Origin of the sequence: Falsiroseomonas frigidaquae (assembly GCF_012163145.1) — a bacterium.
GTDB classification, from domain to species: domain Bacteria; phylum Pseudomonadota; class Alphaproteobacteria; order Acetobacterales; family Acetobacteraceae; genus Falsiroseomonas; species Falsiroseomonas frigidaquae.
The window spans coordinates 872,767-897,541 of the sequence record NZ_JAAVTX010000002.1 but is presented as its reverse complement, the minus strand read 5'-3'; the positions used below and the strand labels follow the sequence as shown (position 1 = coordinate 897,541).

The following is a 24,775-nucleotide window of genomic DNA, read 5'->3' as shown; positions in this document are numbered from 1 at the left end:
GTCAGATGTTCTCGCCCAGGTGCTTCGCGACGGTGAAGATGTCCTTGTCGCCACGGCCGCACAGATTCATCAGGATGATTTTCTCGGCCGGCATCTTCGGCGCCATCTTCATCACCTCGGCCAGCGCATGCGCCGGCTCCAGCGCCGGGATGATGCCTTCCAGCTTCGAGCAGAGCTGGAACGCCGCCAGCGCCTCGTCATCCGTCACGCCGGAATAGGTGACGCGGCCGAGCTCATGCAGCCAGGAATGTTCCGGGCCGACGCCGGGATAGTCCAGCCCGGCGGAGATGCTGTGCGCCTCCGTGATCTGGCCGTCGCCATCCTGCAGCAGGTAGGTGCGGTTGCCATGCAGCACGCCGGGGCGGCCGCGCGACAGCGCCGCGGCATGTTCTCCCGAGTCCAGACCGCGGCCGGCGGCTTCGACACCGACCATCGCCACATCGGCATCGTCGAGGAACGGGTAGAACAGCCCCATGGCGTTGGAGCCACCCCCGACGGCCGCCACCAGCACATCCGGCAGGCGGCCCTCGGCCTCCTGCATCTGGGCCTTCGCCTCGATGCCGATCACGCTCTGGAAGTCGCGCACCATGGCGGGATAGGGGTGCGGGCCGGCAACCGTGCCGATGCAGTAGTAGGTGTCGCGGACATTGGCGACCCAATCCCGCAGGCCCTCATTCATCGCATCCTTCAGCGTCGCGGCGCCGGAGGTCACCGGCACGACTTCGGCGCCGAGCAGCTTCATGCGGAAGACGTTGGGCTGCTGCCGCTCCACATCGGTCGCGCCCATATAGACCACGCAGGGCAGGTCCATCAGCGCGCAGGCGGTGGCCGTCGCCACGCCATGCTGTCCTGCACCGGTTTCCGCGATGATGCGGGTCTTGCCCATCTTCTTGGCCAGCAGGATCTGGCCGAGCACCGCGTTGATCTTGTGCGCGCCGGTGTGGTTCAGCTCATCCCGCTTGAAATAGACCTTGGCGCCCATGCCCGGCGCGGCGTCCTTGCGCAGATGCGTGGTCAGGCGTTCGGCGAACCAAAGCGGGCTGGGGCGGCCCACGTAATGGGTCAGCAGCCGGCGCCATTCATCCTGGAAGGCCTGGTCGGTCTTGCTCGCCTCATAGGCGGCCTCGACCTCCAGGATCAGCGGCATCAGCGTCTCGGCGACGAAGCGGCCACCGAAATTGCCGAAGCGGCCGCGGGCATCGGGGCCCTGGCGGAAGGAATTGGGGGGCGGCTGCTGGTTCACGGGCGATGTCCTGGAATTGGGCATGGTCTTGGCCCGGCAGGGAGGGGCCGGGAGTCTCTAGCGCAGGCGGCTCAACTGGTCACGCGATGCAGGTCTGACCAGACCCAGGCGGTCTCGGCCACGGCGACCTCGCCATGCCAGCCGATCTGGCTGGTGCCCGGCACGGCGCCGGTTGCGGCGTAGAAGCCGCGCGCCCGCGCATTCGCATCCAGCGCCCAGGCCGCCGCCGAGCCATGCCCGGCCGCGAGCAGCACCCGCGCACCCGCCACCAGCAGCGCCCGCCCCAGCCCGCGCCCCTGCGCCGCACGCAGCAGATAAAGCCCCGAGATCTCGCCGGAGGCGCCCAGCGCCGGATCCCGCGCCGCGCAGACGGAGACGAGGCCGAGGATCGCGCCCGCTTCCTCCGCCACCAGGATGCCGCCCGGCAGCAGCGGTGCCGCCAGGTTGCGCGCCCAGGCGGCGCGGCGGCGGGCAGGGTCGGTCATCTCGGCCAGCAGCGCGTCCGGCACCAGGCCGGGATAGGTCTCGGTCCAGGATTGCGCGTGCATGTCGCCGATCGCCGCCGCATCCGCCCGCTCGGCGCGGCGGATCACGCCGCCTTCGCGGCCGCCACGAAGGCGGCGATGCGCGCCGGGTCCTTCACCCCGCGCGCGGCCTCGACACCGGAGGAGACATCGACCCCCGGCGCCCCGCTGGCGGCGATGGCCTGCGCCACATTCTCCGGCGTCAGCCCGCCCGCCAGCAGCCAGGGGCGCGGGATGCTGCGGCCGGCGGTCAGCGTCCAGTCGAAGGGCGCGGCATTGCCGCCGGGCAGCGGCGCGCCGGGCGGCGCTTTCGCATCCAGCAGGAAGCAGTCCACCGCCGGGGCATAGGCCGCCAGCGCATCCAGATCCGCGGCCGAGGCGATGCCCAGCGCCTTCATCACCGGCCGTCCGAATTTCTCGCGGATTTCGGCGCAGCGGGCCGGGGTTTCCTCGCCATGCAGCTGGATCATGTCGAGGTGCAGCGCCGCCAGCACGGTCTCGATCAGCGCGTCCGCCGGGTCCACGAACAGCCCGACGCGCTGCGGCCCGCCCGGCATGGCGGCGGACAGCGCCGCGGCCTGCGCCGGCGTCAGCGCCCGCGGCGAGGGTGGGAAGAACACCAGGCCGCACATCTCGGCCCCGGCGGCGCGAACCGCCTCCAGCCCCGCCACATCGCTGATGCCGCAGATCTTGACGAGCATGGTCAGCCCAGCGCCGCCGCGATGGCGCGCGCCGCCGCGCCCGGATCCGCCGCCTGGGTGATCGGCCGGCCAACCACGATCCAGTCGGCGCCGTCACGCGCCACCTGCTCCGGCGTCGCCGTCCGGGCCTGGTCATCCGCCGCGCTGCCGGCCGGGCGCACACCGGGCACCACCAGCACCGGCAATTCGCCCAGCGCATCGCGGATCGGTCGCACTTCCCGCGGCGAGCAGACCAGGCCATCGGCACCCGCCGCCATCGCCAGCCGCGCCAGCCGCAGCACCTGCTGCACCGGGCCGCCTGCCACGCCGGTCGCGGCCAGCGCCGCCGCATCCAGGCTGGTCAGCACCGTCACCGCCAGGATGCGCGGCCGCACCCCGCCCCCGGCTTCCGCCGCCTTTCGCGCGGCTTCCACCATGGCTGCCCCGCCGGCGGCATGCACCGTGATCCAGGCCGGCCCGAGCGGCGCCAGCGACCGGATGGCGCCCGCCACCGTGTTCGGAATGTCGTGCAGCTTCACATCGAGGAACACCGGCCGGTGCGCCGCGATCCGTCGCACCGCCGCGCCGCCCTCGGCCGAGAACAATTCCAGCCCCACCTTCAGCAGCCCGGCATGCGGCGCGACGGCGCCGGCCCAGCTTTCGGCCGTGGCGAGATCCGGCGCATCCAGCGCCACGCACAACCCGCAGCGGCGCATGTTCAGCGCGCCGCCGGCAGGGTGATCTGCATCGGCACCGGCGTGCCCTCATGCCGGGCCTGGGCTTCGCGCGCCTTCAGCACCGCCAGCTCCGCCTCCAGCAGCTTCGCGGCCTGGGTCACCTCGCGGGCGCGGCGGCGGGCCGGCAGGGCGGCGGCCCAGGCGATGATGGCGCCGAGCACGAAGCCGAAGCCCGACAGCACCAGCACCGCCACGCCGAGCGGCGCCGCCCAGGCCAGGTCGAAGGGCCACAGCCGCAGCTGGACCTCCTGCATGTTGGACAGCGCGAACAGCGCGAGGAGGATGAGCAGCGGCAGGAACAACAGCCAGCGCATGGGGGGCCTCTCCGATCTTCGCGGCCTGTCCTACCCGGCCCGGCGAGGTTACGGAAGCATCGCGCGGTGCACGAGCGCGGGTGTCAGGCCACCAGCGCCGCGCAACGCGGGAATCATCGCCGCGCGGCTCGAAAATTCGCCGCTTTGCGGCTCAGGCTTTCGCGGCGGCGGTCGTGGCGCGTGGCCGCCGGGGCGGGTCCTGCAGCGGGCCGCCATTCACGCGTTCCCGCAACTCCTTGCCCGGCTTGAAATAGGGCACCGCCTTGCCGTCCACCGCCACCGCCGTGCCGGTGCGTGGATTGCGGCCGGTGCGCGGGTCGCGGCGCTTGGTTGAGAAGGCGCCGAAGCCGCGCAGCTCCACCCTGTCGCCGCGCGCCAGGGCGCCGATGATCTCATCGAAGATGGTGGTGACGATCAGCTCCACATCCGGCTGCCGCAGATGCGGGTTGGCGGCAGCGAGCTGCGCGATCAGTTCCGACCTGGTCATCTTGATCCTCGGCGCCCCGACCCCTGGGCGGGGGCAGTCCGGATTCGGACGCCTGCCTGCCCGGAGGTTCTGGTTCTAGGGCGAAGGCTGCCAAAGCGCGCGCACGCGGTCAACGCCAACCCATTCATTCGCAATGCTTTTCGCGAAAAAACCCAGTGCGGCGCCAAAGGTCCGTTCCGCAAAGCCCCTGATTTCGATGTCGCGCACCGGCAGCGCCTCCGGCACCGCGCGGGTCTCGGCCAGCCAGGCACGTGCCTCGGCCTCCCCACCCAGGGCGTCCACCAGGCCGAGGGCCAGCGCCTCCCGCCCCGTGAAGACCCGGCCATCGGCCAGTTCGCGCACCCGCGCCGGGTCCATCCGCCGGCCCTCCGCCACCATCGCGACGAATTGCGCGTGCAGATCCTGCACCACGCGGGCGAGTTCGGCGCGCCCTTCCTCGGTCAGCGGGCGGAACGGGCTGGGCTGGTCCTTGAAGCGGCCGGAGGCAATGGTCTCCGCATTCACGCCGATCCAGGCCAGCAGGCCGGAGGCATCGAAGCTCTGCAGGATCACGCCGATGGAGCCGGTAACGGTGGCGCCGCGGGCGAAGACCCGCTGCGCCGGCAGCGCCACCATGTAGCCGGCCGAGGCCGCCGTGCCGCCCATCACGGCGACCACCGGCTTGGCTTCCGCCATGCGGGTCAGCGCCGCGTGCAGCCCCTCGCCGCCCGCCACGCTGCCGCCGGGGCTGTCGATGGCCACCACCACGGCACGCACGGCGTCGCTGCGCCGCAGGCGGTCCAGCTCCTCGATCAGTTCATGGTCGTCGCCGATGAAGCCGGAGACGTTGAGGCGCGCGACATGGGCGCCGGTCACGCCGGGCAGCAGCCCGCCGGCGCGCTGGTCGCCCAGCGTGAAGGCCAGCACCACGCCGGCCACCGCCAGCACGGCGGCGGCGCGCCACAGGGAAAGCCGGCGCTTCAGCCGGCGGCGATCGAGCAGGAGGTCGGCATCGAGGGGCATGGTGCGATCACTTGGTGGGCGCGCTGGCGCTTGGCCAGGGCGCGATGAAACCGGCGGCGAGATAGGCGGGCACCTTCGCCACCTCCCCCAGCACGCGGGCACGGGCTTCGGGGTGCAGGTGCCAGGCGCCGCGGCGAACGGGGCCGTATTCCACCGGCAGGCAGCGCTTCTCGGGCGCGGGCCAGTGGCGGTGCAGCGTCATCGCATAGCGGCGGCCGGTGCAGAACAGCCCGACGCAGACAATCTTTCCGGAATTCAACAGCCCGGCCTCGGCCAGGATGGGCAGGGAGAGGGTCACATTCTCCCCCGTATGGGTCGCCCGCCGTTCCAGCAGCAATGCTTCACGTGGAACACCCCGGGTGACGATCGCGGCCGCGATGGCGTCGGCCTCGGTGCCCGGGCCGCCCGGCGTGGCGCCGCCGGAGACGAGGAGGCGGGGCACGAGCCCCTCCAGAAACAGCGAAGCGGCCGCCGCCGCCATCTCCGGCACCGCGATGCGGTTGCCGAAGACGAAGGCAAGGTCGGCCGCTTCACGCGGATGATGCAGGCAATGGTCGCGCTCGATCCCGCCGGGATCGAGCGCAGCCAAGGCTGGATTACTCCTCGCCGGTCTGGGCCCGGCGGCGGATCGCCGCACCCAGGATGTCGCCGAGCGAGGCGCCGCTGTCGGTGGTGCCGTATTCACGGACCGCCTCGCGCTCCTCCTCCACTTCCTTGCCCTTGATGGTCAGGGCCAGGCGGCGGCCGGCGCGGTCGACTGCGGTGATCTTCGCATCGACCTTCTCGCCCACGGCGAAGCGGTCGGGGCGCTGGTCGCCACGGTCACGGGCCAGCTCGGCGCGGCGGATGAAGCCGATCAGGACCTCGTCGACCTTCACCTCGATGCCGTTCGGCTCGATCTTCGTCACGGTGCAGGTGACGACATCGCCCTTCTTGATCCGGTCCAGCACTTCGGCGGCCGGATCGGCCTCGAGCTGCTTGACGCCAAGCGAGATGCGCTCCTTCTCGACGTCGACATCAAGCACCTTGGCCTTGACGGTCGAGCCCTTCTCGAAGCTGGCCATCGCCTGCTCGCCCGGGAGATCCCAGGAGAGGTCGGACATGTGGACCATGCCATCCAGATCCGGACCCAGGCCGACGAACAGCCCGAACTCGGTGATGTTGCGGATCTCGCCCTCGATGACGGTGCCCGGGGGATTCGCTTCCGCGAACAGCTCCCACGGATTGCCCTGCGCCTGCTTGAGGCCCAGCGAAATCCGGCGCTTCGGACCGTCCACGTCCAGGATCATCACGTCGACTTCCTGCGAAGTGGCGACGATCTTGCCCGGATGGACGTTCTTCTTGGTCCAGGACATCTCGGACACGTGCACGAGGCCCTCGACGCCCGGCTCCAGCTCCACGAAGGCGCCGTAGTCGGTGATGTTCGTCACGCGGCCGCTGAACTTGCCACCCACCGGGTACTTGATGGCGACACCTTCCCAGGGGTCGGACATCAGCTGCTTCATGCCGAGGCTGATGCGCTGCGTCTCCGGGTTGAACCGGATGACCTGCACCTTCACGGCCTGGCCGATGGTCAGGGCCTCGCTCGGGTGGTTGATGCGGCGCCAGGCGATGTCGGTGACATGCAGCAGGCCGTCCACGCCGCCGAGGTCCACGAAGGCACCGTAGTCGGTGATGTTCTTGACCACGCCGTCGAGAACCATGCCTTCCTTGAGGCCCTGGATCAGCTCGGAACGCTGCTCCGCCCGGGTCTCCTCGAGCACCGCACGGCGGCTGACGACGATGTTGCCGCGGGCGCGGTCCATCTTGAGGATCTGGAAGGGCTGCGGGCTGCCCATCAGCGGAGTCACGTCGCGCACCGGGCGGATGTCCACCTGGCTGCCCGGCAGGAAGGCCACGGCGCCGCCGAGGTCGACGGTGAAGCCGCCCTTCACGCGCCCGAAGATCACGCCGTTGACGCGCTGCTGCGCGGTGAACGACTTCTCCAGGTTGGTCCAGGCTTCCTCGCGGCGGGCCTTCTCACGCGACAGGATGATCGCGCCGTCGCGGTCCTCGTAGCGTTCGACGAACAGCTCGATGATGTCGCCGACCTTGATTTCCGGCTTCTGGCCCTGCGGGGCGAATTCCTTGAGGGGGACGCGGCCCTCGGACTTCAGGCCGACATCGACGACCGCGAAGTCGTCATCGATGCGGATGACCTTCCCGGAGATGACGGATCCGTGGAAGGAGGTGTTCTCACCCAGCGTGGCGTCGAGGAGGGCGGCGAAATCTTCGCCCGGATCAGCGAAGGCGGTGGCGCTTGCCATGTAACGGTTGTTTCCCGATCAGATGCCCCGATCGTGGGGCATGGGGTGTGCGCCCCCGCGGCCCGGGATCATCCCGGTCGCGGACACGACGTGGCCGGAATGCAGCGCCGGCCGTCCCTCGGGATCGGTTCCGGATGCACAGCCGACCCTCGGCTTGCGAACGACATGACGGAGCGTCCATTCCGGCCCCGGCTTGGCGGTGGCCTGCGGTGCGGGGCAAGCGCCCCGGATTCCGCCACCATTCCCCCGGGCAAGGGCACCGCCACCGTTTCGGGCGCGCGGATCACGGGGCAGCGGGTAGGCCCGTCCACCCTGTCGAGTCAAGCGGATTCCAAGCCCTACAAGGACGGGAGGCGCGCACGAACCAGGGAAAGCGCGGCCTGGAATGCCGCTTCCGCATCCAGCGCGGTGGTGTCCAGCCAGCAGGCATCCTCCGCCGGTTTCAGTGGCGCCACGCTGCGCGCGCTGTCCTGTGCGTCACGCGCACGCAACTCGGCCTCCACCTGCGCCAGCTTCGCCGCTTGGCCGCGACCGCGCATCTCCAGCCAGCGGCGGCGGGCGCGTTCCTCCGGGCTGGCACTGACGAACAGCTTCACGGGCGCTTCCGGGAAGACCACCGTGCCGATGTCGCGTCCATCCAGCACCGCGCCGTGGCGGCGGCCGAAATCGCGCTGCCAGTCCAGCAGCGCCGCGCGCACGGCCGGGATGGCGGCGACCGCGCTGGCCGCCATATCCGCCGCCGGGCCACGCAGGTCGCCGCGGGACAGGTCGGCGGCGGTCAGGGCCTGGGCCTGCTCGGTGGCCGCGGCCGCATCGGCCGGGTCGGCGCCGGCATCCAGCAGCCGCCGGCCGACGGCGCGGTACAGCAGGCCGGTATCCAGGTAGGGCAGCCCCAGCTCCGCCGCCAGGCGGCGGGCCAGCGTTCCCTTGCCGGCCGCGGCCGGCCCATCCACCGCAATGACCAGAAGATCGGTCATGCCACGCCTGCCGGTGCGCCGATCAGCGCGCGGAGGCCTGGGAAGGCGGCCTCCATGCAGCCGCCGTCGTCGATCCGCACCGGCCGGCGCGTGGCCAGGCCGAGCACCAGGGCGGACAGGGCAATGCAAGCGTTCATCTGTGTCTCCACCAGGCCGCCGCCCTCGGGCGGGGCTCCGGTACCATGCACCAGCAGATCATTCCCCTCCATCTCATGCCCTATTCCATTGGCGGCGAGCAGCGCGGCGATCGGGGCCGGGTGTTCCACTCCGCGCAGCCGCGTGGTGCCGCGCGCACAGGCGGCGGCGACGGCCAGCAGCGGGATATCCGCCTCGCGGCAGGTGCCCGTCGGCAGGTCGATGGCGGAGAGCGTCGAGGCACGGACCAGGAGATCGGCGACCACCTGTCCGACCGCCTTCGATGGGCCTTGCTCAAGGATCTGCGCGCCCATGGCGCGCAGCGCCGCGAAGATGGCGCTGCGTAGCGGGTCCAGGCCAACCTGGCGGAGGGTGAGGACCGAGCCCGGCACCAGCAGCGCCGCCACGGCCAGGAAGGCGGCGGCAGCGGGATCGCCGGGCACCGCGACGCTGCCGGCGACCAGCTCCGGCTGGCCATCCAGTTCCACCAGCTGGCCCTCGCCCTCGGGCGAGACCCGCACGGTGGCGCCGAAATGCCGCAGCAGGTGTTCCGCATGGCCGGGGGTGGCCACCGCCTCCCACACCCGGGTGGTGCCGCGGGCGCAGAGCCCGGCCAGCAGGCAGGCGGCCTTCAAATCGGCGGCCTTCAATTCGGCGGAAGGCAGCGTCAGGCGGCAATCCAGTGGCAGGGGTTCCGCCATGCCTTCCACCACCAGCGGCGGCCGGCCGCCGGCGCGGCTGGCGAAGCGGGCGCCGGTGCCGGCGAGCGGGTCCGTCAGCCACCGCATCGGCTGCTGCCGCAGGGCCGCATCGCCGGTCACCACGGCCAGCATGGGGTGCCCGGCGAGCAGCCCGCAGAACAGCGGCGCGGCGCCGTCGGCATGGCCCAGGTCCAGCACATCCGCCGGCTCGACCAGCCCGCCGATGCCGCGCCCGGCGACGCGCCAGGACCCGTCGCCCGCCTTTTCAACCCGGGCGCCCAGCGCCCGCAGCGCGGCGGCGCTGCGCAGCACGTCCGGGGCTTCCAGCAGGCCGGTGATGGTGGTGGTGCCCGCGGCCAGCGCGCCCAGGATCAGCGCCAGGTGGCTGATCGCGCGGTCCCCCGGCACCGCCACGGCGCCCGACAATGGCGCCGCCGCGCGCGGCGGCTTCGGGGCGGTTTCGGATGGGGCCTGCATGACGCGGCGTTTGACATGCAGGGCGGTAAGTGGCAATCGCGCGCACCCTTTACGCCCCGGCTGCTCGCGGACCTCTGCGTGTCGCCGTGGCCTGGCACGAGGCTCTTCTTCCCCATGGCGAAGCCCGAACTTGGACTGAAGCGCGTCTGCGTGTCCTGCGGCACGAAGTTCTATGACCTGACGCGTCAGCCTGCGATCTGCCCGAAATGCGGCACCGAACAGCCGGCCGAGCAGCCGCGCCTGAAGCGCGCCGCGCCGCTGCCGGATGAGCGTGTGAAGAAGCGTGCCGCGGTGTCCGAGAGCGAGGTCGAGGACGGCGTCGAGGTCGAGGCCGATGACGGCGACGAGGCGATCGAGGACGCCGAGGAGCTGGAAGACGCGGACGAGGAACTGGGCGACGACCTGGTTGTCGAGAGCGACCGCGAAGAGGAAGTCTGAGAGCATCCCCGGGCCGGGCGGACTCGCCCGGCCCGGGGATGCCGCGTAGCAGCGGGCCGGAGGCCGCTCTCAGCGAGCGGCCAGGGCCAGGCCCGAAACCGCCCCCACCGGGTCCGTTTCTGTCGGAAAGCTGAAGCTGAACCGCGTTTCCTCCACGCCGGAGGCGACGCGGAGTGTGCCGCCATGCGCCCGGGCGATCTCCGCCGCGATGAACAGCCCGAGACCCAGCCCTTCTGGCCCCAGCCCTTCCGGCCCCAGCCCTTCCGGCCCCGGCCTCTGCCGGGACTGCGCGACGCGGGCGCGGAAATAGGGCTGGAACAGCTTGTCCAGCGCCGCCGGCGGTATCGGCTCGCCGGCATTGCTGACCTCCAGCGTGAATTTGCCGCCGCCGGAGCAGGCCTGCAGCCGGATCGGCGCCGCGCCGGAGCCATGCTCGATGGCGTTGGCCAGCAGGTTGCTGCACAGCTGCATGATCCGGTCCACGTCGCAGCGCACCGGCTCGCACAGTTCGATCTGCGCCTCCACGTGGCGGTTCGGCGCGCCGGATGCGGCCTCCGCGACCACCTGGCGCAGACCGGCCTCCAGGCCCTCCCCACTGCCGCGGGCCACGGGGATGCCGCTGCGCAGCCGGGATTGGGCCAGGTCCATCATGTCGCCGACCAGCCTGGCCATGCGGCGCACGCTGCGCTGGGCGTGGTGGATCAGGGCGAGCGGCTTCTCCTCCAGCCCGGTGCGCGCCAGCAGCCGCATGCTGGCATCGACCGAAGCCAGCGGGCTTCGCAGGTCGTGGCTCAGCACGGCGATGAACTGTTCCCGCAGCACCGCTTCCTTCCGCTCCTCGCCAAGCTCCGCCTGGCTGCTGGCGAGGCGTTCCTGCGACTCGATCTGGAAGCCGATCATCTCCGCGAACAGGCGGAACATGCCGATCGTCGCCGGCGTGTTCAGCAGGCGCGGGGCGGGGTCGATGGCGCAGAGCGTGCCGAAGAAGCGCCCGTCGGGCAGCAGGATGGGCACGGAGATGTAGCTGCGGAAGCCGTACAGCGCCGGCGTGTGGTGGCCCCGGAAGACGGAATCGGCGACGGCGTCATCAATCACCACCGTGCGGCCGTGCTGGCGGATCTCGTGGCAGATGGTGGTTTCCGCCTTCAACTCGTCGCCCGGCATCAGGCCGAAGCGGATGCTGTCGCGGGTCCGGCAGGTGATCCAGCGGTCTTCCGTCACCCGCGCCACGGCGGCGAAGCCCATGCCTGTGGCTTCGCAGACCACGTCGAGGATGCGCGGTACCGCCGGCAGCGCCGAGATGATGTCGATATCCGTCTGGAAGGGGTGGCGCATGAGCCAATCCGAAAGGGTTTTCCAGGATAGCGGCACTCGCGCCGCCACGCGGGGCGGATGGCGGCGAATTAACCCGCCGGCCATGCGGCCATGGCGCCCAGCGCCTGGATGCGTCAGCGTTTCCGGCGCAGCCTCTGCCAGAGCATCAGCGCGGCGTCGTAGGGCAGCGCCGGCACTTCCCGCATCCGCCAGAACCAGCGCCGCCTTTCGCCGGTCTCGGCGGGGCCGGCCGGGGGCGGCACCGCCCGTGCCGGCACGCCGGCCAGGCGGAACAGCAGCAGGCTGCGCGGCAGGTGGTAGCGATGCGTCGCCACCCGCACCTCCCCCACATGGCCGATGCGCCGCAGCAGCGCGACGCAGGCCAGCACCGAGGAGAAGGTATCGGTGCCGGTCGGTTCCTGGTGGATCCGGTCCTCCGGCACGCCGGCCTGCATCAGCATGGCGGCCATGGCCACGCATTCGGCCGGCGGATGGCGGCCGATGGCGCCGGTCGGGATGTAGATGGCCGGCGGCATCTGCCGCTCGCCCCAGGCGCGGGCCGCCTGCACGCGGGCGCGCAGCGCCGGGCTCGGCGTGCCGTCCGGCCGCACCGCGGCGCCCAGGATGACGATGGCGGCTGGCATGTTGGGCTGCTGCCTCAGGCGGAGGCCGCGATCAGCAGCCGGTTCATCCGCTCCATCGCCTGCACCAGCGCATCGCGGTCGCGCAGCGCCTGGTCGCGGCTGGCGCCGGCCGCGACAACGCCGTCCAGGATCTCGCCCCAGCCGGTGCGTCCATCGATGCGCGCCAGCAGCGCGGCCGCCAGACGAGGCAGCGGCACCGCCACGCGCAGCCCGTCGAAGGTCACCGGCAGGACGCCATCCGGCCGCAGGGCGCGGGCCAGGGTGGGGCCGTCCAGTTCCCGCAGCACCGGGATGGTGGCGTCGTCCTGCCAGGGGCGGGGCGGCACCGGCTCCGCCGCGCGGGTCAGGTAGGCGATGTGGATGCCCATGTTGCCACAGATCGCCTCCGCCAGCGCGGCGCGGGCGACCGGGTCCAGGCCCCGCGCCCGGGCGCGCAGCTTCGGGTCGGCCAGGTAGCTGTCCGGGTCGTAGCGCAGCGGCTCCACCAGGCATTCGATGCGCAGGCCGGCGCCGGCGACCAGCTCGGCCAGTTGCGGCACGGAATAGGCACGGTCGCGCGGGTTCAGCAGCAGGTCGTAGAGCCCGGCATCGCCGCCCTTGATGTGGTCGTCGATCCAGGGGTTCTTCCGCAGCCAGGCCGTCTCCGGCACCTGTTTCCACAGCCGCTTGGCGATCTCCACCCGATCCGGGGGCGCGTCCTCGGGCGGGGCCAGCAGGCGCAGCGCGTCCTGCAGCATGTAGACGCCGGTGCGGCCATGCGGCGCATAGACCATGATGCCCAGCCCGCCGCCCGGCGCCAGCACCGATGCCAGCGCCGCCAGCCCCGCCGCCGGGTCCGGCAGGTGGTGCAGCACGCCGCAGCAGTCGATGTAGTCGAATGGCCCGAGGCCGGAGCCCGGCAGGTCGAGCAGCGAACCATCCTCGAAGCGGATATTCTCCAGCCCCCGCGCCGCCGCGCGCGCCTGGGCCACCCGCTTCGCCTGGGCGGAACGGTCCAGCCAGGTGACCCGCCCCGGCCTTCCGAGGCTTTGCATCTGCTGCGCCAGCATGATGGTGCCGTCGCCGGACCCGCCGCCGGCCATCAGCACGCGCAGCGCCTGCCCGGCAGGTCGCCGGCCGCCGAAGATCCAGTGGTCGATCTCCCGCAGGTGTGAGGGGCTGCCGATCACCAGGCGCTTCGCCTCGTCCCGCGCATCGCGCGCGGGATAGGGATAGGCCTCGTACTGGGCGGCGAGTTGGGTGTCGGCGGCGTCGCGTGCGGTCATCGCGTCCTGCATAGAGCATGCGCGGGCCGCGCGGAACGCAAGCTAGCGTAACCCGGGGCGCGGGTCCGGGGGCGTCATGCCGGGTTGCCGCAGCGGATGCCGCGCCGTATCTATCAGGGCATGGTCCGTATCGCTCTTCCCCTTCTCGCCGCGCTGGTCATCCCCGTTGCCGCGGAGGCGCAGCGCGCGCAGCCGCAGCGCCTGGGCACACATCAGGCCTGGACGGCGGCGACGCATCAGGAAGGCGGCCAGAAGGTCTGCTACGCCTTCACCCGCGCCCAGCGTGGCGAAGGCGCGGCGGCGCAGGCACGCCAGAACGTCACCCTGACCGTGACGCACCGCCCGGCGGGGCGCGACCAGGTTGCCGTGTCCCTCGGCACGCCGCTGCCGCGCCAGGCGACGGTGGAGATGACGGTCGGCAGCAACGAATTCCGCAGCTACGGCACGGTGCAGTCCAGCGCCTTCTTCCAGAGCAGCCCCGGCCTGATCAGCGCCTTCCGCGGCGGGCTGGAAGCGGTGGTGCAGAGCCCGGGCCCGGGCCGCGCCGCCGTGACCGATACCTTCTCCCTGTCCGGCTTCACCGCGGCCTATGAGGCGATCTCCCGCGAATGCCCGGCCGGGCGCCGCTGATACTGTGAACCAGACCGCCCCCCAGCCGGCGGGATCAGACCTGTCCGAGGGTGAGCGCGCACGCATCCTGGCCAAGGCCGCGATCTTCGCCCCGCCCCCCGCCACCCTGGCCGATGGCCGCCGCGACCTGGTGGGCCTGACGCGCGAGGAACTGGCGGCGGAGATGGTGGCGATCGGCGAGAAGCCGTTCCGCGCCAAGCAGCTCTGGCACTGGATCTACCACCAGGGCGTCACCGATTTTTCGCAGATGCCGTCCATTGCCAAGCCGATGCAGGGCAGGCTGGCGGAGCGCTTCGTGGTGGGGCGGCCGGAGGCGACGGCGGTGCAGACCAGCACCGACGGCACCCGCAAGTTCCTGTTCCGCTACCGCGACGGCCAGCAGGTCGAGACCGTCTACATCCCCTCGATGGATGAGGATCGTGGCGCCGTCTGCATCTCCACCCAGGTCGGCTGCACCCTTTCCTGCACCTTCTGCCACACCGGCACGCAGAAGCTGGTGCGCAACCTGGGCGCGGCCGAGATCGTCGGCCAGTTCATGGCAGCGCGGGACAGCTACGCCGAATGGCCGAGCCCGAAGGACGGCACGGCGCGGCATCTGTCCAACATCGTCGTCATGGGCATGGGCGAGCCGCTCTATAACTACGAGAACACCGCCAAGGCGATGCGCATCGTCATGGACAATGAGGGCATCGCCCTGTCCCGCCGGCGCATCACGCTGTCCACCTCCGGCGTCGTGCCGATGATGGACAAATGCGGGGCGGAGCTGAACGTGAACCTCGCGGTCAGCCTGCACGCCGTGACCAACGAGCTGCGCGACCAGATCGTGCCGCTGAACCGGAAATACCCGATCGAGGAGCTGATGGCGGCCTGCCGGCGCTATCCCGGCGCCTCCAACGCGCGGCGGATCACCTTCGAATACGTCATGCTGCGCGGCGTGAATGACAGCCCGGCCGAGGCGCGGGAGCTGGTGCGGCTGTTGAAGGGCCTGCCGGCCAAGGTGAACCTGATCCCGTTCAACCCCTGGCCCGGCAGCCCCTACAAGACCAGCACCGGCGACGCGGTGCGCGCCTTCGCCGAGATTGTGGAAGCCGCCGGCTATTCCAGCCCGGTGCGCCGCCCGCGCGGCCGGGACATCTCGGCCGCCTGCGGGCAGTTGAAGACGGATAGCGAGCGGGCGCGTCGCGTGAAGGCCGACGCGGCGTGACCATCCCGCCGCGGATTCGGGCCTGAGCACCGCTCCGCGGCAGGGCGCGGCGCCCGCCATCAATCCCCCCATCTGGCTGATGGCGCTGGCCGCCTTCACCATCGGCTGCGGCATGCGGATGCTGGACCCGCTGCTGCCCATGCTGGCACGCGAATTCAACGTCGGCCTCGGCGCGGTGGCGCCGCTGATCGGCGGCTTCGCGCTGGCCTATGGGGTCGGCCAGCTGGTCATGGGGCCGCTCGGCGACCGCTTCGGCAAGATGCCGATCGTGGCTGTCTCCATGGCGCTGTATGCCGGCACCCAGGTCGCCGCCGCCTTCGCCGGGGAACTTGGCACGCTGCTGACGGTGCGGGTGCTGGGTGGCTTTGCCTGTGCGGCCGTGATCCCCCTGCTGATGGCGCATATCGGCGACCAGGTGGCCTATGAGCACCGCCAGGCGATGATCGGCCAGCTGCTGACCGGCATGGTGGTGTCGCAGCTTCTGGCCGCGCCGCTTTCCGGCGCGGTGGCCGAATATGCCGGCTGGCGCAGCGCCTTCCTCGCGCTGGGCGTGATGACGGCGGGGATGACGGTGTTCTTCGCGCTGCGCCTCGGCCCGGCGCTGTGGCGCGCGCCGGAGGGGGCGGGCCGCACCATCGGGCTGTCCGGCTTCCTGCGCATCCTGGAACGCAAGCCGGGGCGGCGGCTGCTGCTGGCGGCCGCCACCAACGGCTTCCTGCTGTTCGGCGGCGCCTTCCCCTTCCTGGCGTCCCTGCTGATCGAGCGCTTCGAATTGTCGGCGGCCGGCGCCGGGGCGGTGGCGGCCAGCTTCGGGCTTGGCTCGCTCCTCTACACCCAGAACGCCGCGCGGCTGCTGCGCTGGCTGGGGGAGCGGCGGCTGGTGCTGTGGGGTGGCATCGGCATCGCCGTGGCTCTGTGCGTCTTCGCCCTGGCCACGGCCTGGTGGATGGTGGCGGTGGCGCAATGCGCGGTGGGGCTGCTGTTCTTCATGCTGCACGGCGTGCTGCAGGCGCGCGCGACGGAGGCGCTGCCGGAAGCCCGCGGCACCGCGGTGGCCGCCTTCGCCATGGCGCTGTTCCTGGGGCAGAGCCTGGGGTCGGTGGTGTTCGGCGGCATCATCGTCGCCGCCGGCTTCACCGTGGCCTTCCTGCTGGCAGCATGCGGGGTGGTGGCGATGGCGATTTGGATCCGCGCCGCGCTCATTCCGCCGGGGTGAGGGCCGGGATCGCCATGCCGGCCAGCTCCGCCGCCACCAGCGATTCCATCGCCAGCTCCAGCCCCTCCAGCGCCGCGGCGCCATCGGCGCCGTCCATCACGCGATGGTCGAAAGACAGGAACACCTCCACCCCGCCATCGGCGCCGATCGGACCGTAGGACAGGAAGCAGGGCAGCACGCTGACGCTGTCCACGATCGCCGCCTGGCGGCTGCCGAGCGAGGAAACGGCGAAGGTGCCACCATAGCGCAGCAGCGGCGTGCCGCTGGCCAGCGCCCAGCGCAGCATCAGCCGGCGCAGCGGCCAGGGCAGGCGGGCGAAGCGCAGCAGGCGGTGGAAGTGGCGCCATTCCGTGGGCGGCGCCGTCTTGGCGTGGTGCAGCTGCGCCGCCAGCCGCGCCAGGGGCGTGGCATGCGGTTCGGTGAAGCGCGCCAGGGCAAGCGTCGCCTGCCCTTCATGCTCGCGCTCCAGCACGATGCAGCCGATGGCGTGCGGAGCCTCCAGCAGCACCGGGCGGGGCAGGGTCGCGTGCAGGCGGCGCAGCGCCGGCTGGCTCTCCGCCGCCAGGGCGAAGGCCTTGGTGAACAGGATGGTCCAGGGTGGCCGCGGCGCCGGCAGCGCCGCCCGCGCCGCCAGGGCGCGTGGGATGGCGAGCCGCGCCGTCAGCGTGCAGCGCGGCACGCGCAGCGACGCCCAGGACAGATCCGCGATCATCTGCCGCCCGGGCGGAAGTCGCAGGCGCCGCGGCTTCACGGTGCTGCTCTCGACCTCACCGGCCTAACCACACCGGCCTAACCACACCGGCCCACCCACACCGGCCCAACCACATCGCCCCAACCTCATCGGGCAACCCGCGCCTGCCACCAGCCGCGCAGGCGCTGCGCGGTCTCGGCGTTGACGGCGCCATCCGGCATACGGCCGGCGGCAATGGCGGCCACCTGGCGGACCGTGTCCATCGCCTGGTGCTCCGCGGCCTCCGGCGTCAGCCCGCCGATATGCGGGGTGGCCACCACATTGGGCCGCGCGGCCAGCGCCGGGTCCGGCCGCTGGTCCGGTGCGCTGCCGACATCCATGGCGGCGCCGCGCAGGCGCCCGCCATCCAGCGCGGCGGCCAGCGCCGCCTCATCCACCAATTCGCCGCGCGACAGGTTCACCAGGAAGGCGCCGTCCTTCAGCGCGGCGAAGGCGGCGGGGCCGACGATATGGCGGGTTTCCGGCGTGGAGACGGCCAGGGGGACCAGGAAATCCGCCTCGGCCAGAAGCTGCTGCAGCGGCACGGCCTGCACGCCCTCCGTCGCCCCGGGCGGGTTGTAGGGGTCGTGCACCAGCACCCGCATCCGGAAGGCCAGCGCCAGCGCTGCCAGCCGCCGCGCGATGCGGCCCCAGCCGATGACGCCCAGCGTCTTCTCGGACAGTTGCGTGCCCATGCGGGACCCGGGCGGATGGCCCTGGTGATAGGCGCCGGCCAGCGGCGAAACCCCGCGCGCCAGGTCAATCATCATGCCGATGGCGAGTTCCGCGACGCTGTCCACGAAGCCCGGCGTTGCCTGCGTCACCAGCACCCCGGCGACGGAGGCGGCGGGGACATCGATGGTGGAGATGTCCACCGCCACCCGCAGGAAGGCCAGCAGGTCCGGCGCATTGGCAAATGTCTCCGCGGTGCCGGCGGTGGCGCGGTCCGCCACGATGCAGTGGCAGCCGGCGGCGGCACGTGCCAGGGCGGCGCCGGACAGCGGCGTGTCGCCGGTGTGCAGCGTCACCTCCGCCACCTGGCGGAGCGCGGCCAAGGGGGCGTCGGCGTAGTAGCCGCCGCGCATTTCCGGCGTATGCGTCAGGAATACCCGCAGCACGATGTTCCGTTCCTCCGTTCAGCCAAGACTTCGGGCCCGCCAAGACTTCCGGCGTCCGGTCTTGTGGCTGTAGCCTATGCGGCATGGATCATGCCGAGAAAATTCTCTTTACCGCAGCCACGGCCCCGCCGCGTCTGGCGGTGCCGCCCGGCGCGGTGGATTGCCACCACCATGTCTACGACGTGGCGGCGCCGGTGGTGCCGGGTGGCCGTGAACATGGCAGCGCCACGCTGGAAGACCATGCCAGGCTGCTGGCGCGGCTCGGCGTGCAGCGGCAGGTGCTGGTGCAGCCTTCCAGCTATGGCCTGGACAACAGCCTGCATCTGGCGGCGCTGCGCGAGGCCGGCCCGGACCGCGCCCGCATGGTGGCGGTTGTGCGGCCCGATTTCGAGCCTGCGGCGGCGCGGGAAATGGCGGCGGCCGGCGTGGTCGGCGCGCGGGCCAACCTGGTGCAGGGCATCCCCCTGGGGCTGGCGGATGTCGCGCCGCTGGCCCGGCGCATGGCGGATCTCGGCTGGCACATGCAGGTTTTCGCCAGCGCCGGTCAGATCGCCGAACTCGCGCCGGTGCTGCGCGCCGCGCCCTGCCCGGTGGTGTTCGACCATTTCGCGCAGCTGCCGCTGGTGGATTGGGCGGCGCATCCGGCCTGGGGCGTGGTGATGGACCTGGTGCAGGCCGGGCGTGGCTGGGTGAAGCTGTCCTCCCCCTATAGCCTGGACCAGGCGCGGCCGCAGGCGGTGGCGCCGCTTGCGCGTGCATTGGCGGCGGCGGCGCCGGAGCGGATGGTCTGGGGTACCAACTGGCCACATCCCAACGCCACCACCATCCCGGACGATTCCGCGCTGCTCGACCTGCTGGCCGACTGGGCACCGGATGCTGCGCAGCGGCGGGCGATCCTGGTGGACAACCCGGCGCGGCTCTACGGCTTCGCCTGAGCCGGGCCGATCCAGTTCAGCTGCGGAACGCGCAGTTCCGCCACCAGCCCAGCCGGTGCCCAGTCCAGCGCCAGCGTGCCGCCCAGCCGGCGGATCTGGGAATGGATCACGGCCATGCCGGTTCCCCGGCGCTGCGGCGGTGCCGAGATCGGTGGCCCAGCCTCTTCCACCCAGTGCAGCACCACCTCCGCCCCCCGCGCGGCCGCGTCGATTCGCACCTGGCCCGCGGCCGTGGCGAAGGCGCCGTGCTTGGCGGCATTGGTTGCCATTTCGTACAAAATCATCGCCACGGGCTGCACCGCGCTGGCCGTGAGGTCCGGCACTTGGTCGGCGTCCACGATGATGTGGTCGCGATAGGCGGCGAGTTCGGAGGCGATCAGCAGCGCGAAGGCGGCGGAGTTCTGCGCCGCCTGGTCCACCAGCGACTGGGTGCGGGCCAGGGACAGGATGCGGCTTTCCAGCCGCTGCTTGTAGTCCGGTACGTCCTGCGCCTGGGTCAGCCGCAGCAGGGACTGCACGACGGACAGCGTGTTGTTGGCGCGGTGATTCACCTCCCGCACCAGCAGGCAGCGGCGGGCCTCGGCCTCGGCCTGCTCTGTCACGTCGCGCAGCATGCCGACGATGTGGGTGCGCGCGCCGGGCGGGCCGAACATGCGGCCGAGGAACTCGATCCAGCGGATCGCGCGATCCGTCTGGCGGATGATGCGGACGCGCTCGCAATAGATGTCGCGATCCCGCTCGCCCCGCAGATCGGACTCGAAGGTGGCGCGTGCGACCTCCAGATCCTCGGGGTGGTAGCATTCCCAGAAGCCGGTGCGCCGCACCGGCATCTGCGGCGGCACCGGCAGGCCGAACATGGCGAAGGCGTTGGGGGTGACCACCACCAGCCCACTGGCCATGCTGGATTCGAAGAAGGCGATGCCGAAATTTTCCATCGCCAGCCGCGCGCGTTCGCGCCCGGCCTCGGAGCCCAGGTCGAAGCCGATCATTCGGGCGCCGTCTGTTGCAGCCTGGTGCCTTCCCCGCCACTTCACGATTTAGTGTATCATCCTGTCCAGTTCCGGGCCAAGGACAGTGCGGCCAGCCCAACTGCCATGGCCGGTAGCAGGCGGCCGCGCAGCAGCCAGAAGGCCAGGCCACCCCCGGCCAGCCCCGCCAGCCGCGCCGCCAGCGGCACGGTGGCCAGCAGCCCGGCCGGCGCCGCGATGGCGAGGGTGACGAAGGCGGCCAGCGTGGCGACGGAAACGGCGGAGGCCCAGGCGATGCCCGGATGGTCCGGCCGCAACGCTCCACCCAGCAGCAGCCCGAGCCCGCGCAGCGCCACGCCAATGCCGATGGTGAGCGCCAGCGCCCAATCCGCCTGGCTCATCCGCGAGGCAGGCGAGCAGGGCGGCGAAGCCACAGGAAGGCGAGGCTGCCGCCCAGCAGCCCGGCCAGCGGCAGACCCCAGGCGCCACCCACCACATAGGCCAGCGGCGCCGCCAGCACGCCCGCCAGCAGTGCCGGTGCAACGCCGGGCCGCGCCGCATCGGCGGCCAGCAGCAGGGCGAAATACAGCGGGTTGGCGAATAGCAACGCGGCGCGGAAGGCGGGCGGCAGCAGCGGCGCGGCCAGGTGCCCGGCGGCCGTCGTCAGCATGGCGGCGGACCAGGTCGCCACGGCGAAGCCCATGAACCAGGGCAGCCGCGCCGCCTCCGGCAGGGATGGCAGCACCCGCATGCCGGCGGCCCAGGGGGTGATGGCGATGAAGGGCAGCGCCCACCAGCGCCGGCCGGCCCGCCCGAGCAGCGGCGCGATGGCCACCGCCATCGGCAGGAAGCGTGCATTGGCGGCGGTCGCGGCGATGGTGGCCGGCATCGCGGCGCCGCCCCCCGCCGCCACCTGCAGCAGGACGAGTTGCCCGGCCATGCCATAGACCGCGCCGGTGCACAGCAGGGCCCAGGGCAGGCTCAACCCGGCTTCCGCCACCGCGGCGCCGAAGGCCAGGAAGGTGGCGCCCATGGCCAGCGCCGGGGCGCCGAGCGCCTGTGCGAATCCCTGCCGTGAAGCGCCCGCTGCCATGCCGGCACAGTGGCGCGTCAGGCCCTCCAGGTCACCCCATGAAGCGGGCGTCGCGCTGCGTGGCCAGTTCCTGATAGGCCGCCTTCACCGCCACCTTGCCGTGCAGCCGCTCCAGCCGGCGAACCGTGAAGTGGCCCTCGGCGATGCCGCGGAAATGCTCGAGGAAGGCGATGTTCACCGCGGCGCCGGCCGCCGCGCCGATCACCGGCGCCGCCTGGGCCGAGAGCTTCAACGCCACCGGCCCGCCGAAGCGTGCCGCGATGGTGCCGAGGAAGCCGGGCAGCAGCGCGCCGGCCATGCCCTTGCCGACGGCGCCTTTCAGCGCCTCCGCCAGTGCCAGGCGCACGGCGAAATAGCCGGATTCGGCGGCGTCATCCCGCTTGTCCCGGCCGCCGAGGGCGAAGACCTTCAGGCATTCCGCGGCGATCAGCGGGTCGCCCAGTGTTTCTCCATTCGCTTCCGCGACGGCCGCGATCTGGCGCAGCAGCAGCGTGGTGGAAACCGGCAGTTCCACCAGCGTGCCGGGCAGCCCGAAGGCGCCCCCCGCCGCGCCGGCCGCCGCGGCCAGTCCGCGATGGAACCAGGTGGCGGAAAGGGGCGTGGGATTGGCCGAGGGCTGCGCCTTCAGCGCCGCCTGCATGGCGGAGGCCAAAGCGCGCTTCACCGCGCCATCCAGCATGACCTGGGCGGCGCCGGGCAGCCGGTTCTTCAGCGCCTCGATCGGCGTGCCGATGGCGGCCGAGAAGCGCGCGGCGAGGGACACATCCTCCAGCTGCGCCACGGCGCGCGCCAACTCGGCGCGGGCGTCGGGCGGAAGGATATCGGGGGGCGGGGGGGCGATTGTGACGGACATGGAGGGGGATATGGGGTGTCAGGGCCGCGCTTCGGTATGGGCACGCAGCCAAATCGCGAAGTCACCCTCGGACATGTCACCCGCTGCGACTGACAACACGGTGAGGACGCAGTTTGCGTCATCCGCTGTCAGGTCCAATCCATTGAGTCCGAGAAAAGTCTCGACGGCCACAAATGCGGTGCGCTTGTTGCCATCGACGAAGGGATGGTTGCGGGCGATGCCGTAGCCAAGCGCCGCGGCAAGGGCAGGAAGGTCCGCCGCCTCATAGGCCGCAAGGTTCAGCGGTCGGGCGAGCGCGCTTTCGAGCAGGCCGGGATCCCGGAGGCCTTCCCCACCACCATGTTCCGCGATCTGTTCCTCATGGACGGCGAGGGCGACGTCGAGGGTGATCCAGGTGATGTCCGCCATCACCTGGACCCAATCACTTGGCGAGTTCGCGCAGCACCGCACGCCGGCGGCGCATCACCGCGCGGGCTTCTTCCATCTGCCTTTCGAACTCCGGATCGGCGCGCTTCAGGCGAATGCCGTCCGGGCTGTCCACCACGTGCAGCGTGTCGCCCTCCCGAAGGTCGAGCTTCGAGAGCACGTCCTTCGGCAGGACGACGCCGACCGAATTGCCGATCGCCCGCAGCTTGAGGGTTGCCATGCATGCCTCCATCGTCCGCCAGCGGAGCTGGCGTGTCAACGGAAGTTATAACTCACCGTATCCAGCAATTCCAGCAAATGCATATGCGTTTGCGATATTTTGCCGCCGTCCCCTACAGGATGAACTTCGACAGATCCGCATTCCCCGCCAGCGGCGCCACGCGGGTTCGTACCAGCTCGGCATCCACCGAGATGCTCTCCCCGCCCCGGTCCGAAGCGGTGAAGGAGATCTCGTCCAGCAGCCGCTCCATCACCGTCGCCAGCCGCCTGGCGCCGATGTTTTCGACGGTTGCGTTGATTTCGGCGGCCAGGTCCGCGATCGCGTCCGTCGCGCCCTCGGTGATGTCGAGCGTCACGCCCTCCGTCCCCAGCAGCGCGATGTACTGCTTGACCAGCGAGTGCTCCGGCTCCGTCAGGATCCGCCGGAAATCCTCCCGCGTCAGGGCGGAGAGCTCCACGCGGATCGGCAGGCGGCCCTGCAATTCGGGCAGCAGGTCGCTCGGCTTGGCCTGGTGGAAGGCGCCGGAGGTGATGAACAGGATGTGGTCCGTCTTCACCGGCCCATGCTTGGTGGTGACGGTGGTGCCCTCGATCAGCGGCAGCAGGTCCCGCTGCACGCCTTCGCGGGACACGTCGCCGCCGCGCACGCCGCCTTCGCCGGTACGGGCGCACACCTTGTCGATCTCGTCGATGAAGACGATGCCGTTGTTCTCGGCGTTCGAGATCGCCTCACGGTTCAGCGCCTCCTGGTCCAGCAGCTTGTCGGCCTCGTCCTTGATCAGGTGCTGGCGCGCCTCCGCCACCTGCATCTTGCGCGGCTTCGTCCGCCCGCCGAACATTTTTCCTAACATCTCCTGCATGTTGCCCATCTGCGGGGGCATGCCGGGCATGTCCATCATGCCGATGGCGGCGGGCTGCTCGGCCACCTGCACCTCGATCTCCCGCGTCTCCAGGCTGCCTTCGCGCAGCATGCGGCGGAATTTCTGTCGCGTTTCGCCGGCCGCGCCCTCGCCGACCAGCGCGGTCACCAGCCGCTCCTCCGCGTTCAGCTCGGCCTTCGCCTGCACGGCCTTGCGGGACTGGTCGCGGGTCTGAGTGATCGAAACCTCGATGAGGTCGCGAATGATGCTTTCCACGTCGCGGCCGACATAGCCGACCTCGGTGAACTTCGTGGCCTCCACCTTCAGGAAGGGGGCGTTGGCGAGCCGCGCCAGGCGGCGGGCGATTTCCGTCTTGCCGCAGCCGGTCGGGCCGATCATCAGGATGTTCTTCGGCACCACCTCTTCCCGCAGGCCACTGGGAAGCTGCTGGCGCCGCCAGCGGTTGCGGAGTGCGATGGCCACGGCGCGCTTGGCGTCATTCTGGCCGACGATGTGGCGGTCCAGCTCCGAGACGATTTCCCGGGGGGACAGGTTTACCGTTTCCGTCACGATTCAATCATTTCAAGAACGATGTTGCCATTGGTGTAGACGCAGATGCCGGCGGCGATAGCCATGGACCGCCGCGCGATCTCCTCGGCGGACAGCCCATCTACCGGCAGCAGGGCGCGGGCCGAGGCCAGCGCGTAGTTGCCGCCGGAGCCGATGCCGATGATGGCGTCCTCCGGCTCCAGCACATCGCCCTGGCCGGTCAGCAGCAGGCTGCGCTTGCCGTCGGCGACGGCCAGCAGCGCCTCCAGCCGCCGCAGGTAGCGATCCGTGCGCCAATCCTTGGCGAGCTCAACGCAGGCGCGTTCGAGCTGGTCCGGGAAGCGCTCCAGCTTGGCTTCCAGGCGTTCGAGCAGGGTGAAGGCATCCGCCGTGGCGCCGGCGAAACCGGCCAGGACCTTGCCCTGGGCGATGCGGCGGACCTTGCGGGCATTGCCCTTGACCACGGTCTGCCCGAGCGAGACCTGGCCATCGCCGGCCATGGCGACGCGTCCGTCCTTGCGGACGCAGAGAATGGTGGTGCCGTGCCAGCCCAATGGGTCGTGACCGGATGAATTCGGTGCGTGTGTCGCGTGCATGCCGCCCAGATGGCGCGCGGCATGGCCCGCGGCAAGCGGGGGCGACCGGCGCCTGTTGCAACCCTGCCTCGGCGCCCCCCGCCGAAGCCCCGTGCTGAAGCTGCGCGCCGAAGCCGCGTGCCGAAGGCCCGCGC

Annotated in this window: 29 protein-coding genes; 5 read left to right on the top strand and 24 right to left on the bottom strand. The window is 71.4% G+C overall.

The annotated features are described in order from the left end of the window. Position 1: 1 nt before the first annotated feature. From trpB to HB662_RS08680, 11 genes are all read right to left on the bottom strand, one after another. Complete coding sequence (trpB, locus tag HB662_RS08730; protein WP_168049239.1) at positions 2-1,267, bottom strand: tryptophan synthase subunit beta; 1,266 nt, start codon at positions 1,265-1,267, stop codon at positions 2-4. Between the two features lie 47 nt (positions 1,268-1,314). Beyond that, positions 1,315-1,836, bottom strand: coding sequence for a GNAT family N-acetyltransferase (locus HB662_RS08725; protein WP_168049237.1), 522 nt, complete (start codon positions 1,834-1,836; stop codon positions 1,315-1,317). Further along, entirely contained in the window at positions 1,833-2,468 is a 636-nt protein-coding gene (locus tag HB662_RS08720; RefSeq protein WP_171970231.1) for a phosphoribosylanthranilate isomerase, read from the bottom strand. The genes HB662_RS08725 and HB662_RS08720 overlap by 4 nt, the downstream gene beginning before the upstream one ends. Positions 2,469-2,470: 2 nt before the next feature. Continuing rightward, positions 2,471-3,163 carry an orotidine-5'-phosphate decarboxylase gene (gene pyrF, locus HB662_RS08715; RefSeq protein WP_168049235.1) on the bottom strand — a complete coding sequence of 231 codons (693 nt, stop codon included), beginning with the start codon at positions 3,161-3,163 and terminating at the stop codon, positions 2,471-2,473. Positions 3,164-3,165: 2 nt separating this feature from the next. After that, a complete protein-coding gene (locus HB662_RS08710) occupies positions 3,166-3,498 on the bottom strand; it encodes a lipopolysaccharide assembly protein LapA domain-containing protein (protein WP_168049233.1) in 333 nt (110 codons plus the stop codon). 151 nt (positions 3,499-3,649) lie between these two features. Next, positions 3,650-3,985 carry an integration host factor subunit beta gene (ihfB, locus tag HB662_RS08705; protein ID WP_168049231.1) on the bottom strand — a complete coding sequence of 112 codons (336 nt, stop codon included), beginning with the start codon at positions 3,983-3,985 and terminating at the stop codon, positions 3,650-3,652. 75 nt (positions 3,986-4,060) lie between these two features. Then, the gene (gene sppA, locus HB662_RS08700; RefSeq protein ID WP_168049229.1) at positions 4,061-4,987 is read right to left on the bottom strand and encodes a signal peptide peptidase SppA; all 927 of its coding nucleotides are present in this window, start codon (positions 4,985-4,987) and stop codon (positions 4,061-4,063) included. A 7-nt stretch (positions 4,988-4,994) separates the two neighbouring features. After that, complete coding sequence (locus HB662_RS08695) at positions 4,995-5,576, bottom strand: YdcF family protein (protein WP_168049227.1); 582 nt, start codon at positions 5,574-5,576, stop codon at positions 4,995-4,997. Between the two features lie 7 nt (positions 5,577-5,583). Then, positions 5,584-7,293, bottom strand: coding sequence for a 30S ribosomal protein S1 (rpsA, locus tag HB662_RS08690; RefSeq protein ID WP_168049225.1), 1,710 nt, complete (start codon positions 7,291-7,293; stop codon positions 5,584-5,586). Positions 7,294-7,631: 338 nt separating this feature from the next. Further along, positions 7,632-8,270: a (d)CMP kinase gene (gene cmk, locus HB662_RS08685; RefSeq protein ID WP_168049223.1), complete on the bottom strand. Its 639-nt coding sequence runs from the start codon at positions 8,268-8,270 to the stop codon at positions 7,632-7,634. Next, entirely contained in the window at positions 8,267-9,583 is a 1,317-nt protein-coding gene (locus HB662_RS08680) for a 3-phosphoshikimate 1-carboxyvinyltransferase (protein WP_168049221.1), read from the bottom strand. The genes cmk and HB662_RS08680 overlap by 4 nt, the downstream gene beginning before the upstream one ends. Before the next feature lie 114 nt (positions 9,584-9,697). Between HB662_RS08680 and HB662_RS08675 the strand changes: the two genes are divergently transcribed. Beyond that, entirely contained in the window at positions 9,698-10,021 is a 324-nt protein-coding gene (locus tag HB662_RS08675; RefSeq protein WP_168049219.1) for a TIGR02300 family protein, read from the top strand. A 69-nt stretch (positions 10,022-10,090) separates the two neighbouring features. Here HB662_RS08675 and HB662_RS08670 read toward each other — a convergent pair whose 3' ends face one another. From HB662_RS08670 to HB662_RS08660, 3 genes are all read right to left on the bottom strand, one after another. Then, positions 10,091-11,356, bottom strand: a complete 1,266-nt coding sequence (locus HB662_RS08670; protein ID WP_168049217.1) for a GAF domain-containing sensor histidine kinase — start codon at positions 11,354-11,356, stop codon at positions 10,091-10,093. A 113-nt stretch (positions 11,357-11,469) separates the two neighbouring features. Further along, the gene (locus HB662_RS08665) at positions 11,470-11,979 is read right to left on the bottom strand and encodes a YdcF family protein (RefSeq protein ID WP_168049215.1); all 510 of its coding nucleotides are present in this window, start codon (positions 11,977-11,979) and stop codon (positions 11,470-11,472) included. A 14-nt stretch (positions 11,980-11,993) separates the two neighbouring features. After that, positions 11,994-13,244 carry a class I SAM-dependent methyltransferase gene (locus HB662_RS08660; RefSeq protein ID WP_168049213.1) on the bottom strand — a complete coding sequence of 417 codons (1,251 nt, stop codon included), beginning with the start codon at positions 13,242-13,244 and terminating at the stop codon, positions 11,994-11,996. Between the two features lie 96 nt (positions 13,245-13,340). Here HB662_RS08660 and HB662_RS08655 point away from each other — a divergent pair, with 96 nt between their 5' ends. The 3 genes from HB662_RS08655 (at position 13,341) to HB662_RS08645 (ending at position 16,294) form a co-directional block, all read left to right on the top strand. Further along, positions 13,341-13,874 (top strand): invasion associated locus B family protein, encoded by a 534-nt coding sequence (locus tag HB662_RS08655; protein WP_245185492.1) that lies wholly within the window; start codon positions 13,341-13,343, stop codon positions 13,872-13,874. A gap of 4 nt (positions 13,875-13,878) precedes the next feature. After that, positions 13,879-15,078, top strand: a complete 1,200-nt coding sequence (rlmN, locus tag HB662_RS08650; RefSeq protein ID WP_342449469.1) for a 23S rRNA (adenine(2503)-C(2))-methyltransferase RlmN — start codon at positions 13,879-13,881, stop codon at positions 15,076-15,078. A 79-nt stretch (positions 15,079-15,157) separates the two neighbouring features. Next, positions 15,158-16,294 carry an MFS transporter gene (locus HB662_RS08645; protein ID WP_168049209.1) on the top strand — a complete coding sequence of 379 codons (1,137 nt, stop codon included), beginning with the start codon at positions 15,158-15,160 and terminating at the stop codon, positions 16,292-16,294. Here the strand turns inward: HB662_RS08645 and HB662_RS08640 are convergent. Further along, the gene (locus HB662_RS08640) at positions 16,278-17,006 is read right to left on the bottom strand and encodes a 2-oxo acid dehydrogenase subunit E2 (protein ID WP_168049207.1); all 729 of its coding nucleotides are present in this window, start codon (positions 17,004-17,006) and stop codon (positions 16,278-16,280) included. The genes HB662_RS08645 and HB662_RS08640 overlap by 17 nt on opposite strands. 125 nt (positions 17,007-17,131) lie before the next feature. After that, positions 17,132-18,142: an NAD(P)-dependent oxidoreductase gene (locus HB662_RS08635; protein WP_342449468.1), complete on the bottom strand. Its 1,011-nt coding sequence runs from the start codon at positions 18,140-18,142 to the stop codon at positions 17,132-17,134. An 83-nt stretch (positions 18,143-18,225) separates the two neighbouring features. Between HB662_RS08635 and HB662_RS08630 the strand changes: the two genes are divergently transcribed. Then, positions 18,226-19,077, top strand: coding sequence for an amidohydrolase family protein (locus tag HB662_RS08630; RefSeq protein ID WP_168049205.1), 852 nt, complete (start codon positions 18,226-18,228; stop codon positions 19,075-19,077). Here the strand turns inward: HB662_RS08630 and HB662_RS08625 are convergent. From HB662_RS08625 to hslV, 8 genes are all read right to left on the bottom strand, one after another. Beyond that, a complete protein-coding gene (locus HB662_RS08625; protein WP_168049203.1) occupies positions 19,062-20,066 on the bottom strand; it encodes a PAS domain-containing sensor histidine kinase in 1,005 nt (334 codons plus the stop codon). The genes HB662_RS08630 and HB662_RS08625 overlap by 16 nt on opposite strands. 56 nt (positions 20,067-20,122) lie before the next feature. Further along, a complete protein-coding gene (locus HB662_RS08620) occupies positions 20,123-20,446 on the bottom strand; it encodes a hypothetical protein (protein ID WP_168049201.1) in 324 nt (107 codons plus the stop codon). Then, positions 20,443-21,078: an AzlC family ABC transporter permease gene (locus HB662_RS08615; protein ID WP_168049199.1), complete on the bottom strand. Its 636-nt coding sequence runs from the start codon at positions 21,076-21,078 to the stop codon at positions 20,443-20,445. Before HB662_RS08615 ends, HB662_RS08620 begins: the two co-directional genes overlap by 4 nt. Positions 21,079-21,169: 91 nt before the next feature. Continuing rightward, positions 21,170-21,991: an EcsC family protein gene (locus tag HB662_RS08610; protein WP_168049197.1), complete on the bottom strand. Its 822-nt coding sequence runs from the start codon at positions 21,989-21,991 to the stop codon at positions 21,170-21,172. An 18-nt stretch (positions 21,992-22,009) separates the two neighbouring features. Beyond that, on the bottom strand, positions 22,010-22,399 hold the full coding sequence (locus tag HB662_RS08605; RefSeq protein ID WP_168049195.1) for a type II toxin-antitoxin system death-on-curing family toxin: 390 nt from the start codon (positions 22,397-22,399) through the stop codon (positions 22,010-22,012). 13 nt (positions 22,400-22,412) lie between these two features. Beyond that, positions 22,413-22,637 carry an AbrB/MazE/SpoVT family DNA-binding domain-containing protein gene (locus HB662_RS08600; RefSeq protein ID WP_168049193.1) on the bottom strand — a complete coding sequence of 75 codons (225 nt, stop codon included), beginning with the start codon at positions 22,635-22,637 and terminating at the stop codon, positions 22,413-22,415. Between the two features lie 112 nt (positions 22,638-22,749). Further along, the gene (gene hslU / locus HB662_RS08595; protein ID WP_168049191.1) at positions 22,750-24,066 is read right to left on the bottom strand and encodes an ATP-dependent protease ATPase subunit HslU; all 1,317 of its coding nucleotides are present in this window, start codon (positions 24,064-24,066) and stop codon (positions 22,750-22,752) included. Further along, positions 24,063-24,641, bottom strand: a complete 579-nt coding sequence (hslV, locus tag HB662_RS08590; protein ID WP_168049189.1) for an ATP-dependent protease subunit HslV — start codon at positions 24,639-24,641, stop codon at positions 24,063-24,065. Before hslV ends, hslU begins: the two co-directional genes overlap by 4 nt. Positions 24,642-24,775: the final 134 nt, after the last annotated feature.